The sequence below is a fragment of the Sporofaciens sp. St.21A7 genome (genome assembly GCF_059728535.1).
The window spans coordinates 3834279-3849492 of record NZ_BAAGFN010000001.1 but is presented as its reverse complement, the minus strand read 5'-3'; the positions used below and the strand labels follow the sequence as shown (position 1 = coordinate 3849492).

At 48.8% G+C, this 15214-nt stretch carries 11 protein-coding genes and 1 riboswitch; of the genes, 10 read left to right on the top strand and 1 reads right to left on the bottom strand.

Going from position 1 to position 15214, the window contains the following annotated elements; genetic code table 11:
- The first annotated feature begins 12 nt into the window (after positions 1–12).
- From AC6I3O_RS19095 to AC6I3O_RS19065, 7 genes are all read left to right on the top strand, one after another.
- The gene (locus AC6I3O_RS19095; protein WP_497852221.1) at positions 13–879 is read left to right on the top strand and encodes an SDR family oxidoreductase; all 867 of its coding nucleotides are present in this window, start codon (positions 13–15) and stop codon (positions 877–879) included.
- Positions 880–1118: 239 nt separating this feature from the next.
- A riboswitch (Lysine riboswitch) is annotated at positions 1119–1309 on the top strand.
- 145 nt (positions 1310–1454) lie between these two features.
- Positions 1455–3038, top strand: a complete 1584-nt coding sequence (locus AC6I3O_RS19090; protein ID WP_497853523.1) for a Na+/H+ antiporter NhaC family protein — start codon at positions 1455–1457, stop codon at positions 3036–3038.
- A gap of 96 nt (positions 3039–3134) precedes the next feature.
- Positions 3135–6056, top strand: coding sequence for an insulinase family protein (locus AC6I3O_RS19085; protein ID WP_497852220.1), 2922 nt, complete (start codon positions 3135–3137; stop codon positions 6054–6056).
- A gap of 15 nt (positions 6057–6071) precedes the next feature.
- Positions 6072–6968 (top strand): GTPase Era, encoded by an 897-nt coding sequence (gene era / locus AC6I3O_RS19080; RefSeq protein WP_497852218.1) that lies wholly within the window; start codon positions 6072–6074, stop codon positions 6966–6968.
- Positions 6969–7048: 80 nt separating this feature from the next.
- Complete coding sequence (locus tag AC6I3O_RS19075) at positions 7049–7207, top strand: hypothetical protein (protein ID WP_497852216.1); 159 nt, start codon at positions 7049–7051, stop codon at positions 7205–7207.
- Entirely contained in the window at positions 7204–7968 is a 765-nt protein-coding gene (gene recO / locus AC6I3O_RS19070; RefSeq protein WP_497852215.1) for a DNA repair protein RecO, read from the top strand. The genes AC6I3O_RS19075 and recO overlap by 4 nt, the downstream gene beginning before the upstream one ends.
- Before the next feature lie 72 nt (positions 7969–8040).
- Positions 8041–9432: a glycine--tRNA ligase gene (locus AC6I3O_RS19065; protein ID WP_497852214.1), complete on the top strand. Its 1392-nt coding sequence runs from the start codon at positions 8041–8043 to the stop codon at positions 9430–9432.
- 140 nt (positions 9433–9572) lie between these two features.
- On the opposite strand, the gene sstT is transcribed toward AC6I3O_RS19065, so the two are convergent.
- Positions 9573–10802, bottom strand: coding sequence for a serine/threonine transporter SstT (sstT, locus tag AC6I3O_RS19060; RefSeq protein WP_497852213.1), 1230 nt, complete (start codon positions 10800–10802; stop codon positions 9573–9575).
- A 491-nt stretch (positions 10803–11293) separates the two neighbouring features.
- Between sstT and tdh the strand changes: the two genes are divergently transcribed.
- The 3 genes from tdh (at position 11294) to AC6I3O_RS19045 (ending at position 15096) form a co-directional block, all read left to right on the top strand.
- Positions 11294–12331, top strand: a complete 1038-nt coding sequence (tdh, locus tag AC6I3O_RS19055) for an L-threonine 3-dehydrogenase (RefSeq protein WP_497853521.1) — start codon at positions 11294–11296, stop codon at positions 12329–12331.
- A 29-nt stretch (positions 12332–12360) separates the two neighbouring features.
- Complete coding sequence (locus AC6I3O_RS19050) at positions 12361–13554, top strand: glycine C-acetyltransferase (protein ID WP_497852212.1); 1194 nt, start codon at positions 12361–12363, stop codon at positions 13552–13554.
- Positions 13555–13698: 144 nt separating this feature from the next.
- Entirely contained in the window at positions 13699–15096 is a 1398-nt protein-coding gene (locus AC6I3O_RS19045; protein ID WP_497852211.1) for an aminopeptidase, read from the top strand.
- Positions 15097–15214: the final 118 nt, after the last annotated feature.

Sequence of the window (15214 nt, the reverse complement as noted above, 5' to 3'; positions counted from 1 at the left end):
AAGAGATAAGCGATGAAAAGATTATTAGTTACAGGCGCATCCGGTTTTCTAGGAAGGAGAATTGCAGAATTTTACGGCAGAAACTATGAGGTCGTAACGCCGGGGCATCAGGAGATGGATATTACCGACAAAGAAAAAGTTTCTGCGGTATTCCATGATTTCAAGCCACATTTTGTGATACACAGCGCGGCAGTCTCCGATGTGGGAATGTGTGAGAAAGAGCCGGAAAGGTCTTGGAAGATGAATGTAGAAGGAAGCAGGAATATCGCCCTGGCATCGGCAGAACTCCATGCAAAATGCCTGATGTGCAGTTCTGATCAGATTTACTTCGGAAGCCGGATACCAGGACCCCACCGAGAAGATGAGAGTGTGAATCCGCTCAATGTCTACGGAAGGCAGAAGAAACAGGCCGAGGAGGAATGTCTGGCAGAAAATCCTAAGTGTGTGATGCTTCGGCTGTCATGGATGTATGACACCGTAACAAAAAGCAAATATGAGCATGGAGATTTTTTCCGGACACTGGCTTTGGGGCTTAAAAAGAAGGAGATTCTGCGTTACCCGGTACATGATGTGAGGGGGATTACGGATGTGGATGAAGTCGTCCGTAATCTTGAGTATGCGTGGGAACTAGAAGGCGGAGTCTATAACTTTGGCTCTCCCAATGACAGGAATACATATGAGACGGTAATTGCCATGTTTACAAAGCTTGGATGGGATGCGAAAGTTGTACAGAGAAACGAGGAAGCTTTTGCGCCTGCTCCCAGAGATATCAGTATGAATACAGACAAGATAAATAAAAACGGAATTGTATTTTCATCCACATTGGATGGACTTATAAGAAATGGATGCTTGCTTAAACTGACAAAAGAGAGCAAGTAAAGTCGGGACAATGCAGAGGATGACAGCTATACTGTAACTACAGCGGCAGGATATTGCGTTGAGATGTATGATGCGCCAGGTAAGTACCCGAATGGGACAAATGACGTAAATTATTACACAGAGATATGGATTCCGGTCAGAAAGAAATAATTTCAGAGAGACTTGGAAAATGTAGATAAAAGTCAATCCTTTATTGACAATCCTGCCGAAAAGTGTTATAAATGCACTATGTGAATAACCAACTTGATAGAGGCGCGGTTTTCATGAGTATTCCGTAACGATAGTTTGGGAAGCTGTTACGATAGAAAGGGAATGCCGCCGAAGGAGTGAGGAATCAGGAACCTGGTTCCAAGGGTATCCCAACCCGCATTTCTGGGACGCAGTCAGAAGATGCTGCGGACTGTCACATCAGTGGAGCGCTATCATAGGTATAAGATTGTGAAGATTGACAGATATGAAGAGAGATTATGCCATGAGCGCGCCCGGAGTAAAGCGTTGTTCATGGCATTTTTGTATTTACTATAAGAAGGGAAAGAGAGGAAATCTTTACAATGAGAGAAAAGAAAAGAGTATTTATGGGCATATTCACATTCCTGTGTGTTCTGGTATGTGGTTCCATGGCTGTATTCGCCGCAGACGAAGCGGCAGAGTACATACCTAAGATGTACGCATCCTTCTGGTCGCTGATACCGCCAATCGTTGCCATCGCATTAGCGCTGATTACGAAGGAAGTATACAGCTCCCTATTCGTCGGAATCCTGATAGGAGGAATCTTCTATTCTGGGTTCACATTTGAAACTACGATTACCCATGTGTTCCAGGACGGTATCGTGGGCGTATTGTCCGACAGCTATAACGTCGGAATCCTGGTGTTTCTGGTCGTTCTTGGAATCATGGTCTGCCTGATGAACAAGGCGGGAGGCTCCGCCGCATTCGGGCGGTGGGCCAGCGAACACATCAAGAGCCGGGTAGGCGCACAGCTTGCAACCATCCTGCTTGGCGTATTGATTTTCATCGACGATTATTTTAACTGTTTGACCGTAGGAAGCGTCATGCGTCCCGTAACGGATAAGCACAACGTATCCCGGGCGAAGCTGGCATACCTGATTGACGCCACGGCGGCTCCGGTATGTATTATTGCGCCGATTTCTTCCTGGGCTGCTGCCGTTACCGGCTTCGTAGAAGGAGAAGATGGATTCTCCATCTTTATCCGTGCGATTCCATACAACTATTATGCAATCCTGACGGTGGTGATGATGGTCACGATTGTCATCCTGAATATTGATTACGGCCCGATGAAGCTCCACGAGAAGAATGCGTTGAATGGAGACCTTTACACCACCCCGGACAGGCCATATGCCAATGCGGAGGAAGACGTGGATGAAAGCAAGGGAACCGTTATCGATTTGGTGGTTCCAATCGTCGTATTGATTATTTCCTGTGTCATTGGGATGATTTACACAGGCGGCTTCTTTGAAGGGGCAGGGTTCGTGGAGGCATTTTCTAACAGCGATGCTTCCGTAGGTCTGATGCTGGGAAGTTTCTTTGCCCTGGTAATCACCATTGCATTCTACGCAGCCAGAAAGGTGCTGAAATTCAGTGAGTCTATGGCGTGCGTTCCGGACGGTTTTAAGGCAATGGTTCCTGCAATCCTGATTCTTACGTTTGCATGGACTTTGAAGGCAATGACGGACAGCCTTGGCGCGGCAGAGTATGTTGCGGGCATCATGGGTTCCGCGTCTGAAGGGCTTGTGAACCTGCTCCCGGCAATTATATTCTTAGTAGGATGTTTCCTTGCATTCGCCACAGGGACATCATGGGGAACCTTTGGAATCCTGATTCCGATTGTGGTAAACGTGTTTGCCGGAACCAATGAGACGATGATGATTATCTCCATCTCTGCATGTATGGCAGGCGCGGTCTGCGGCGACCACTGTTCGCCAATCTCCGATACGACCATCATGGCTTCGGCAGGAGCGCAGAGCAACCACGTTAACCATGTGACTACACAGCTGCCCTATGCGGTTACGGTAGCAGCCGTATCCTTTGTGACCTATGCCATAGCCGGGTTCGTCAAGAATGCGTTTATCTGCCTCCCCATCGGAATCTTGCTGATGGTGGGAGCCCTGGTTGTAATCAGGAAAATGAAAGCAGAATAAGCGGGAAAGTTTTTCGGATTCCTCTTGTAGAGTCGGGAAAAATTGGATAGAATGTATGGTACAACCACAAGACTGAAAGGAGAATAAAAATAGCAGATGAGTATCACAGATTTGAAGGCATATGAATTAGTGAAGGAAGAGGAACTGGTTGGAATCCAGGCAAAAGGTTATCTGCTCCGGCACAAGAAGAGCAAGGCAAGGATTCTTTTGATAGAGAAGGACGACAACAACAAGGTATTTTCTATCAGTTTCCGGACACCGCCGGGCAACAGCACGGGAGTCCCGCATATCATGGAGCATTCTGTCCTGTGCGGCTCGAAGAATTTCCCGGCGAAGGATCCCTTCGTGGAACTGGTGAAAGGCTCCCTGAATACCTTCCTGAATGCCGTGACCTATCCGGACAAGACCATTTATCCGGTGGCAAGCTGCAACGACAAGGATTTTCAGAATTTGATGCACGTCTACATGGATGCCGTGTTCTACCCTAACATCTATGAGCATGAGGAAATCTTCCGGCAGGAAGGCTGGAGTTATAAGCTTAACTCCCCGGAAGACAAGCTGGAATACAACGGCGTCGTATACAACGAGATGAAAGGAGCATTTTCCTCCCCGGAGGGTGTACTGGATCGGGTGATTCTGAACACGCTGTTCCCGGACACTTCCTATGCGAATGAATCCGGAGGCGACCCGGAGTTTATTACGGATTTGACCTATGAGCAATTCCTTGATTTTCACAGGAGATACTACCATCCGTCCAACAGTTACATTTATCTGTACGGGGATATGGACATGGAAGAGAAGCTTACCTGGCTGGATGAGGAATATCTGAGCCATTTTGATGCAAAAGAAATCGATTCCCGGATTCGTTATCAGGAGCCTTTTACGGAAATGCGCGAGAAGACCATTCCCTACTCCATAGCAAGCGAAGAATCGGAGGAAGATAACACCTTCCTTTCTTATAATAAAGTAATCGGCACCAGCCTTGACCGCGAGCTGTATCTTGCATTCGAGATTTTAGACTATGCGTTGCTCTCTGCGCCGGGCGCGCCGCTGAAAAAAGCGCTCACAGACGCAGGGATCGGGAAAGACATTATGGGTGATTTTGACAATGGAATCTACCAGCCCATCTTCTCGGTGATTGCAAAAAATGCCAATGAAGATCAGAAACAGGCGTTCGTTGACTTGATTGAGCAGGTGCTTACCGAGCTTGCAGACAAGGGGATAGACAAGAAGGCCTTAGAGGCTGGGCTTAACTACCACGAGTTCCGCTACCGGGAGGCTGATTTCGGCAATTACCCTAAGGGATTAATGTATAACCTACAGATGATGGAAAGCTGGCTCTACGACGAAGAGGAACCGTTCCTCCATGTGGAGGCGCTGGATACCTTTGAATTCCTGAAAAAACAGGTAGGAACCGGATATTATGAAGGGCTGATACGCAAATACATCCTCGATAACCCCCACGGGGCCGTAGTCGTCGTGAAGCCGGAAAAAGGGCGTACCGCAAGGATGGACGCTGAACTTGACCGGAAGCTTCAGGAATATAAGGCGGGGCTTACGGCGAAAGAGGTAGAAGCGCTGGTGGAGAAGACCGAGGCTCTTGCGGCTTACCAGTCTGAGCCGGAGAAAGAAGAGGATTTAGAGCGTATCCCGGTTCTGAGAAGGGAAGACATTTCCCGGGAAATCGAGCCGATTGTAAACGAAGAGATGAATCTGGCAGGTATCCCTGTCATTTTCCACGAAATCGAGACAAATGGAATCGGATATCTGGATGTACTGTTTGACATTTCCGGTATCCGGGAAGAGCTGATTCCCTATGTCGGAATCCTACAGTCCGTACTGGGCATCATTGATACAGAGAATTACGGATACGGGGAGTTATTTAACGAAATCAACATGCATACCGGCGGAATCGGCACATCCTTAGAGATCTATTCTGACGTGACCAATATTCAGGAGAAAGCATTCAGGGCAACCTTTGAGATAAAAGGGAAAGCGCTGTATGAGAAACTCCCGGTGGTATTTTCTATGATGAGCGAGATTCTGACGGCATCTAGGCTTACGGATACAAAACGAATCAAGGAGATTCTTGCCATGTCAAAATCAAGGCTTCTGATGCGGTTTCAGTCCTCCGGCCACACGACGGCGGCGCTGCGGGCCATGTCCTATGCATCGCCTTCTGCGAAACTAAAGGACATGACCAATGGAATTGAGTTCTATCAGACGGTGGCGCACATCGAAGAGCATTTTGAGGAAGAAAAGGACCAGTTGGCAGAGACGTTAAATAGCCTTGCCAAGCAGCTTTTCCGTCCGGAAAATATGATGATTAGCTATACGGCTTCCAAAGAAGGGCTTACGGGAATCGAGGCGCTGATAGAAGGAATGAAAAAGAGCCTGTACCACGGTACGCCTAAAGAAGAAAACTGCGTCATTCACTGTGAGAAGAAGAATGAAGGATTCAAGACGGCGTCTAAGGTGCAGTATGTGGCAAGGACGGGGAACTTTATCGAGGGAGGCGCGCCATATACGGGCGCTTTGCAGATTTTGAAAGTCATCCTGAGCTACGATTACCTGTGGCAGAACATCCGCGTCAAAGGCGGAGCGTATGGCTGCATGAGTAATTTCAACCGGATTGGCGAGGGATACTTCGTATCTTACCGTGACCCGAACCTGAAACGGACGGTGGAAGTCTACGAAGGAGTCGTGGATTATCTCAAGAATTTTACCGTCAGCGAGCGGGACATGACCAAGTATATTATCGGTACAATGAGTAATATCGACCATCCTATGACTCCGGCGACCAAGGGAGACCGTTCTATGAACCTTTATATGAATAAGGTAAGCGCCGAGATGATTCAGGAAGAACGGAACCAGATTTTAGACGCGGGGCAGGAAGACATCCGGGCGCTTGCCAAGGTGGCTGAGGCGGTGCTTGCGGCGGATCAGCTCTGCGTCATCGGAAGCGAAGAGAAGATAGAAGAGAGCCGGGAGATGTTTGGCACGGTGACGGGATTCTGACAGAGGGGAAAAAGCATGAAAAAAGACTATAAATCCGGTTTTGTGACCTTAATCGGACGTCCAAACGTAGGAAAATCTACCCTGATGAACCATCTCATCGGCCAGAAAATAGCCATTACGTCTAATAAGCCCCAGACTACTCGAAACCGCATCCAGACGGTGCTGACGATGGAGGAAGGGCAGATCGTGTTCGTGGACACGCCGGGAATCCACAAGGCGAAGAACAAGCTGGGCGAATACATGGTGAATGTTGCCGAGAAGACGCTGAACGAGGTGGACGTGGTGTTATGGCTGGTGGAGCCCACCACGTTCATCGGGGCGGGAGAGCAGCATATTGCGAAGCAGCTTCAAAAAGTCAGGACCCCGGTGGTGCTGGTCATCAACAAGATTGACAGCGTTAAGAAGGAGGAGGTATTTCCGGCAATCGACGCATATAAGGATATCTATGATTTTGCGGAGATTGTGCCTGTGTCGGCGAGGAACGGGAACAATACGGATGAATTGCTCCGGGTGGTGATGCGCTATCTGCCTTACGGCCCGCAATTCTATGACGAGGACACCGTGACAGACCAGCCGGAGCGCCAGATTGTTGCAGAGCTGATTCGGGAGAAGGCGCTTCATTGCCTGCAGGACGAGATTCCCCATGGAATCGCCGTGGCAATCGACCGTATGAAAGCAAACCGCAGCGTCATGCACATCGACGCCACCATTATCTGCGAGCGGGACTCCCACAAGGGGATAATTATTGGCAAACAAGGAAATATGTTGAAGAAGATTGGCAGCACGGCGCGTTTTGAGATTGAAAAAATGCTGGAAATGCAGGTAAACCTGAAACTTTGGGTAAAAGTTAAGAAGGATTGGCGGGACAGTGAATTCCTGATGAAAAATTTTGGATATCGGGAAGAAGAATAAATTCATATAGATGTGGGACAACCTAACCGTAGAAAACGCAAGGAATAAATACACGGTACAAAAGGACGAGGTGAGAACACATGGAGGAAGAATACTGGAAGCAATTCTTTAAGTCTGGAAAAATCAAGGATTATCTTTATTATAAGGGAATAGCAATCTGCCGGCAAGTAATGGACAGGTATGCCTTCGGGCATACCTTGCCGCAGGAAGACGGGCGGAAGCTATCCAATCAGGAATGAAAGCGAGGCGGCAGGTGAATCAGATTACTGTGACAGGCATGGTGCTTGCGGCGTCACCAATTGGCGAATACGACAGACGAATCGTAATCCTCACGAAAGAACGGGGGAAGATATCGGCGTTTGCCAGGGGGGCGAGAAAGCCTAACAGCGCATTGGTAGGCGTCACAAGCCCGTTTTCTTTCGGAGAATTTACCGTATACGAGGGGCGGACATCTTATACATTGATGTCGGCCTCTATTTCCAATTACTTCCAGGAACTCAGGATGGATGTGGAGGGCGCGTACTATGGGTTTTATTTTCTGGAAATCGCAGGATACTATGCCCGTGAGGCCAATGACGAGACTGCGCTTTTGAAACTGCTCTATCAGACCTTTCGCGCCCTTGTGAACCCTCATATTCCGAACCGCCTCATCCGCCGGATTTACGAGCTTAGGGCGGTGTCGGTCAACGGCGAGGGACCTCAGGTGTTCGAGTGTATTTGCTGCGGGGGCGGCAGCGGTGAGATGTCCTTCAGCGTGAAGCGGGGCGGGCTGGTATGCAGCCGCTGTATGGAAGGCGGGCGTTTCCCGGATGCCAGGCGCTTACATCCGTCCACCCTGTATACGCTTCAATATATCATTTCCTCCCCTATCGAGAAGCTCTATACTTTTGTGGTAAAGGAGGATGTGATGGAAGAATTAGAGGGGACCGTGACGGATTATCTTGCCGAATATCTGGGAAAATCTTTCAAATCACTGGAAATACTGGAAACAATTCTGTAATTACTACTTGAAATGAAGAGAGGTTAAATGTATAATAATTAACAATTATTTATAGAAGGTGAGGAAGAGGATATGGCAGAAAAGACGATGGAGAAGATTGTAGCGTTGGCGAAATCCAGGGGGTTTGTATACCCGGGTTCCGAGATCTACGGCGGGCTTGCCAATACATGGGATTATGGGAATCTGGGAGTGGAATTGAAGAACAACGTAAAAAAGGCATGGTGGCAGAAGTTCGTACAGGAGTCCCCCTATAATGTGGGCGTGGACTGTGCAATCTTGATGAATCCCCAGACATGGGTGGCAAGCGGGCACCTTGGCGGATTCAGCGATCCTCTTATGGATTGTAAGGAATGTCATGAGCGTTTTCGCGCAGATAAGATGATTGAAGATTATGCGCATGAGAATGGAATAGATTTGGGCGACAGTATCGACGGCTGGAGCCATGAAAAGATGGAGGCTTACATCAAGGAGAAGGAGATTCCCTGTCCGACCTGTGGAAAACATAATTTCACAGAGATCCGGGAGTTCAACCTGATGTTCAAGACCTTCCAGGGCGTTACAGAGGACGCCAAGAGTATCGTATATCTGCGCCCGGAGACGGCACAGGGAATCTTCGTGAATTTTAAGAACGTACAGCGTACATCAAGGAAGAAGATTCCGTTCGGTATCTGTCAGATCGGTAAGTCCTTCCGTAACGAGATTACGCCGGGCAACTTTACGTTCCGTACCAGAGAGTTCGAGCAGATGGAGCTGGAATTCTTCTGCGAGCCGGATACAGACCTTGAGTGGTTCGCATACTGGAAACAGTTCTGCCTTGATTGGCTGAAGGCCCTGGGGCTGAAAGAGGAAGAGGTTCGTTACCGTGACCACTCTCCGGAGGAATTGAGCCATTACAGCAAGGCGACCACAGACGTAGAGTTCTTGTTCCCATTCGGGTGGGGCGAGCTGTGGGGCATTGCCGACAGGACAGATTTTGACCTGACTCAGCACCAGAATACCTCCAAGCAGGATATGAGTTATTTTGACGATGAGAAGAAGATCAAATACATTCCTTACGTCATCGAGCCGTCACTGGGAGCAGACCGTATGGTACTTGCTTTCCTGTGCAGCGCATACGATGAGGAGGAGTTAGAAGGCGGGGATATGAGGACAGTCCTTCGTTTCCATCCGGCGCTGGCTCCGGTGAAGATCGGCGTGCTGCCCCTTTCCAAAAAGCTGAACGAGGGCGCCGAGAAGGTATATGCTAAGCTTTCTAAGAAGTACAACTGCGAGTATGACGAGCGCGGCAATATCGGGAAGCGTTACCGTCGGCAGGATGAGATTGGTACGCCGTTCTGCGTGACTTACGATTTCGAGTCCGAGGAAGACGGAGCCGTGACTGTGCGCGAGCGAGATTCCATGGAGCAGGAGAGAGTCAAGATTGATGAGCTTGACGCATATTTTGCAAAGAAATTCGAGTGGTAGGCATAGAGAAACCTGAATGACAGACATGAGAATGGCGGGGGAATGAATCCCCCGCCATCTTTGCAGCCAGATTTTCATGTGAGGAATTCCCGGCTGCGGTGCATATGACACTTTATTTTACTAGGAAAGAGTTATCAGTTTTATTTTGCGTAATTCTCCGGATGTAATCTTCTGTCCCTGTACTCCGCACAGGCGGTAAACAAAACGTCTGTAGAAGAGTTGAGTCCTGTCTCGCAGGAATCCTGAATAACCCCGACAATAAAGCCAACGCCGACAACCTGCATTGCGATATCGTTAGAAATACCGAACAGGCTGCATGCCATAGGAATCAGGAGAAGAGAACCGCCTGCAACTCCGGATGCTCCGGCAGCACTCGCCGCGGATAATACACAGAGGATGAATGCGGTCGGGAAATCTACGGAAACGCCCATGGTATGGGCTGCTGCCAGTGCCATTGTTGAAATCGTAATCGCCGCGCCCGCCATATTAATGGTAGCGCCCAGCGGAATGGATACAGAGTAGGTATTCTCATCTAACCCAAGGTTCTCGCACAGTTCCATGTTGACCGGAATATTCGCCGCAGAGCTTCGTGTGAAGAAAGCAGTGATAAAACTGTCTTTCAGACACCGGAACACCAGCGGGAACGGATTCGAGCGTATGCACAGGAATGCAACCAGCGGGTTTAATACCAGCGCTACGAACGCCATAGTGCCTACCAGCACAAGAATCAGGCGGCCATAGCTTAACAGTACGCTGAGTCCCTGTTCGGAAATGGTGGTGAAAATCAATCCCATAATACCGAAAGGTGCGCAGCTGATAATCCACTTCACAGCAGTCGCAACGGCGTCGGCGATGTTCTCTAACGCCTTCTTCGTACCGTCGTTCGCCTTCTTGAGTGCAATACCGAAGATACATGCCCATGCGAGGATGCCGATATAATTCGCTTTTACAATGGAGTCAACCGGATTGGCTACCACGTTCATCAGCAGGTTGGTCAGGACCTCCGTTACTCCGCTGGGGGGAGCGACATCGCTGGCTGCCGTGCTTTCAGACAATGTCAGCGTAATTGGGAAGAGATAACTTGCCAATACTGCAGACAGAGCAGAAATCAGGTTCCCCAACAGATAAAGGATGACGATGAACTTCATGTTCGTCTTCTGCCCTTCCCCCATGTGGCACAACGCGCTCATAACAAGGAAGAAAACCAAGATAGGGGCAACGCCCTTCAAAGCCCCGACGAACAGGTTGCCCAAGATAGAGATTGCCGTTGCCTGCGGAATTACCAGACCAAGGATAATGCCGACTGCCAGCCCGCATATAATTCGTTTTACAAGGCTGATGCTGTTCCATTTGTTCAATACGTTTTTCATGTTCACTTACCTCTCTTTGCAGATGAGTCAATCTGCAATTCCTCTCTAAAAAATATATTCCCCGATTCATTGATATACTGTCTTGGAGGAAGATGTCAGAGGTAACATCAGGCTCCCTTCCGTTCATATATATCAATAATACAATATTCATTATATAGAAAAATATACATCTTGTAAATACTTATTTGTGAAATAATAACGAAATAATTTTTTGCGACAATAAAAAATATGTCATTATAAACGAAAAAGAGAATAAATATCATTTGGCATTGTATAGAAATAACAATAATATATTATATATGAAGGGACGGAGGGAAATGTACAAAATGATAAAATATTTGGATGATATGATAAGAAAAAGAAACAAAATATACAAAGGAATCCATTGTAAGTCATGTCATGGAGTGTTATAATGACATCAGATAAACAGTCGCCGGGGAGGCGGCAGGAATAGGAGGAATATAGAATTGAGTGAAAAGAATGATGGATTGATGTGGGCGCTTGTGAAGGAGAAGCCTGAAGAAGGACTGTGGATGAAGCGTGTTCCGATTCCGGAAGTAGGACCGAACGATGTGAAGATTAAGATCCGGAAGACTGCAATCTGCGGAACGGACGTACATATCTATCAGTGGAACGACTGGGCGCAGCATACGATTCCAGTAGGACTGACAGCGGGACATGAATACGTGGGCGAGGTCATAGAAGTCGGGGAAGGCGTAAGAGGCTTTCAGATTGGCGACCTGGTATCCGGTGAGGGGCATATTACCTGCGGCAAGTGCCGGAACTGCCTGGAAGGCCATAAGGAGAACTGTAAGGATGCGAAGGGCGTAGGCGTGAACCGCAACGGCGCGTTTGCCGAGTATCTGGTCATCCCATCCTGCAACGTATGGCCGTGTAATCCGGCTATCCCGGAAGAGATGTATGCAATTTTTGACCCCTTCGGCAATGCTACCCATACGGCGCTGTCCTATGACATGCTTGGTGAGGACGTGCTGGTGGCAGGGGCAGGCCCGATTGGATGTATGGCGGCGGCAATCGCCAAATTCTCAGGCGCAAGGCATGTTGTCGTTACAGATTTGAACCCGTACCGGCTTGATTTGGCGAAGAAGCTGGGAGCAACCAGGACCGTGAACCTGACGGAGGAGAAGCTTGCGGATGTCATGAAGGAGATCGGCATGACGGAAGGATTCGACGTAGGACTTGAGATGTCCGGGTCACAGGCAGGCCTTCACGATATGATCCACAACATGAAACATGGCGGCAACATCGCCCTTCTGGGACTCCAGAGGACGGACGCCAAGGTGGATCTGGAGACGGTAATCTTCAACGGACTGAATATCCGCGGTATCTACGGAAGAAAAGTATGGGATACCTGGTACAAGATGTCCACCATGATTCAGGCAGGGCTTGACATTTCCCCGATTATCACGCACCATTTCGACATCAAGGATTACGAGAAGGGCTTCGAGGCGATGATTTCCGGACAGTCAGGCAAGGTAATCCTTGACTGGGCGCATGTGAATGATTAATTTTTTGAAAAGGAAGGAATAATAAGAAGATGGCACGTAAAGACGATATTTTAAGCATTTATACGAAAGAAGTAGAAGGAATCAAAGAGGCAGGCCTGTTCAAGGGCGAGGCTCCGTTTGTTTCTCCCCAGGGTGCAAGAGTGAAGATGGAAGACGGAAGAGAGCTTTTGTGCATGTGCGCGAACAACTATCTGGGGCTGGGGGACAACCCGCGCCTGATTGAAGCGGCGAAGAAGACATATGATGAGAAGGGTTACGGCGTTGCGTCTGTCCGTTTCATCTGCGGAACCCAAGATATCCATAAGAGGCTTGAGAAGAAGATCTCTGATTTCCTTGGAACAGACGATACGATCCTGTATTCCTCCTGCTTCGATGCCAACGGAGGATTATTCGAGACGATTCTGACGGCAGACGACGCGGTAATCAGTGATGAGCTGAACCACGCTTCCATTATCGACGGGGTACGTCTGTGCAAGGCAAAACGTTTCCGCTATAAGAACAACAATATGGAAGACTTAGAGGCGAAGCTTAAAGAGGCAGACGAGGCAGGCGCAAGAATCAAACTGATTGCGACAGACGGCGTATTTTCCATGGATGGAATCATCTGTAACTTAAAGGGCGTGTGTGATCTTGCGGATCAGTACAATGCATTGGTAATGGTAGACGACAGCCACGCAGTGGGATTCGTAGGCAAGACCGGACGCGGGACGCCGGAATACTGCGGCGTACAGGGACGTGTGGACATCATCACAGGGACGCTTGGCAAGGCTCTGGGAGGAGCATCCGGCGGATACACATCCGGACGCAAGGAAATTATTGACCTGCTCCGCCAGAGAAGCCGCCCATACCTGTTCTCTAATTCCCTGGCTCCGGCAATCGCAGGCGCAAGTATTGAGTTATTCGATATGCTGGATGAGAGTACCGAGCTTCGAGACCATCTGGAAGAAGTGACGGCTTATTACCGCAAGGAATTAGATGATAATGGGTTCGACGTCATCCCGGGAACCCATCCATGCGTGCCGGTTATGCTGTATGACGAGAAGACGGCGGCAGAATTCGCCAAGAGGATGATGGAGAAGGGCGTGTATGTTGTGGCGTTCTCCTATCCGGTAGTTCCTAAGGGAAAGGCAAGAATCCGTACGCAGGTATGTGCGAGCCATACGAAGGAAGATATTGATTTTATTGTGAAGTGCTTCAAAGAAGTAAGAGAAGAGATGAAGTAGTTACCCAAAAGAAACTGGGGGCGTAGTAAAATACCATTTTACTGCGTCCTCTCATTGTGAGGCAGACATTCGTCTGATAGAATAGGAAACATGCGCAGTTTCATGGACTGGGCAAAAATAGAAACAAATGGAGGAAGTATAATTATGAGTCAGGAAAACATATGGAGATCTTATTCTCCGGCTGCATTGGAGGAACTGGAGAAGGTAAACAACGAGTACAAGCTGTGTCTGGACGAAGGTAAGACAGAGCGGGAATGCATCGATGCTACTGTGGAGAGGCTTGAGAAGAAAGGATATAAGTCTCTGGAAGCAGTGAAGGAAGCGAAACAGCCGCTTAAAGCAGGCGACAAGGTATATGCCGTGTGTATGAATAAGGCAATCGCAATCTTCCATATTGGGAAGCAGCCTCTCGAGGCAGGAATGAACATACTGGGCGCCCACATCGATTCCCCGCGTATCGACATCAAGCAGAACCCGCTGTATGAGAACGATGAGTTTGCCTATCTGGATACCCATTACTATGGCGGTATCAAGAAATACCAGTGGGTTGCAATCCCTCTTGCACTTCACGGAGTGATTGCGAAGAAGGACGGCTCTGTGGTGAAAGTAAATATCGGAGAGAAGGACGACGACCCGGTATTTGTAATTACCGACCTGCTGGTGCATCTGGCGGCGAAACAGATGGAGAAGAAGGCGAATGAAGTCATCGAGGGAGAGAAACTGGATCTTCTGATTGGCAGCCGTCCCATCGAGAAGGACGAGACGCTGGACAAAGAAGAGAAGGATATCGTGAAAGCCAACGTAATGCGGCTGTTGAAAGAATACTATGATATGGAAGAAGAGGATTTCGCATCTGCAGAGCTGGAGATTGTGCCGGCAGGCAAGGCAAGGGATTGCGGGATTGACCGGAGCATGATTATGGCTTATGGGCAGGACGACAGAGTATGTGGCTTCACGTCCCTTTTTGCGATTCTGGATGTGGAAGAAGTGGAGCGGACGGCGTGCTGCATTCTGGTGGACAAGGAAGAAATCGGCAGCGTAGGCGCTACAGGCATGCACTCCCATTTCTTTGAGAATGCCGTTGCAGAGCTGATTGCATTAGAGGGCTGTGAGTCAGACCTGAAATTAAGGCGCACGCTTGCAAACTCCAGAATGTTATCCTCAGATGTAAGCGCGGCTTATGACCCGATGTTCGCAGAGTGCTTCGAGAAGCGCAGCTCCGCATTCTTCGGTAAGGGGCTGGTATTCAACAAATTTACCGGGAGCAGAGGAAAAGGCGGCTCCAACGATGCGAATGCCGAATATCTGGCAAAGATCAGGAAGATGATGGACGACAGCCAGGTAGGATATCAGTATGCAGAGCTTGGCAAAGTAGACGTAGGCGGCGGCGGAACCATCGCATATATCATGGCGACCTATGGCATGGAAGTGATCGACAGCGGCGTGGCAGTGCTGAGCATGCACGCGCCATGGGAAGTGACCAGCAAGGCAGACGTATACGAGGCATATAAAGGATACAAGGCATTTTTGTTAGCTGAATAGAGATGAAAAGAGCTGTCACGGAAAACGGCGGAGTGCAGGTTAAGGGAAACCCGGATAGAAGTTGTTTTCGTGGCAGCTCTGCTGCATTTACAAGGTAGGTATCAAAGATGCACACTTA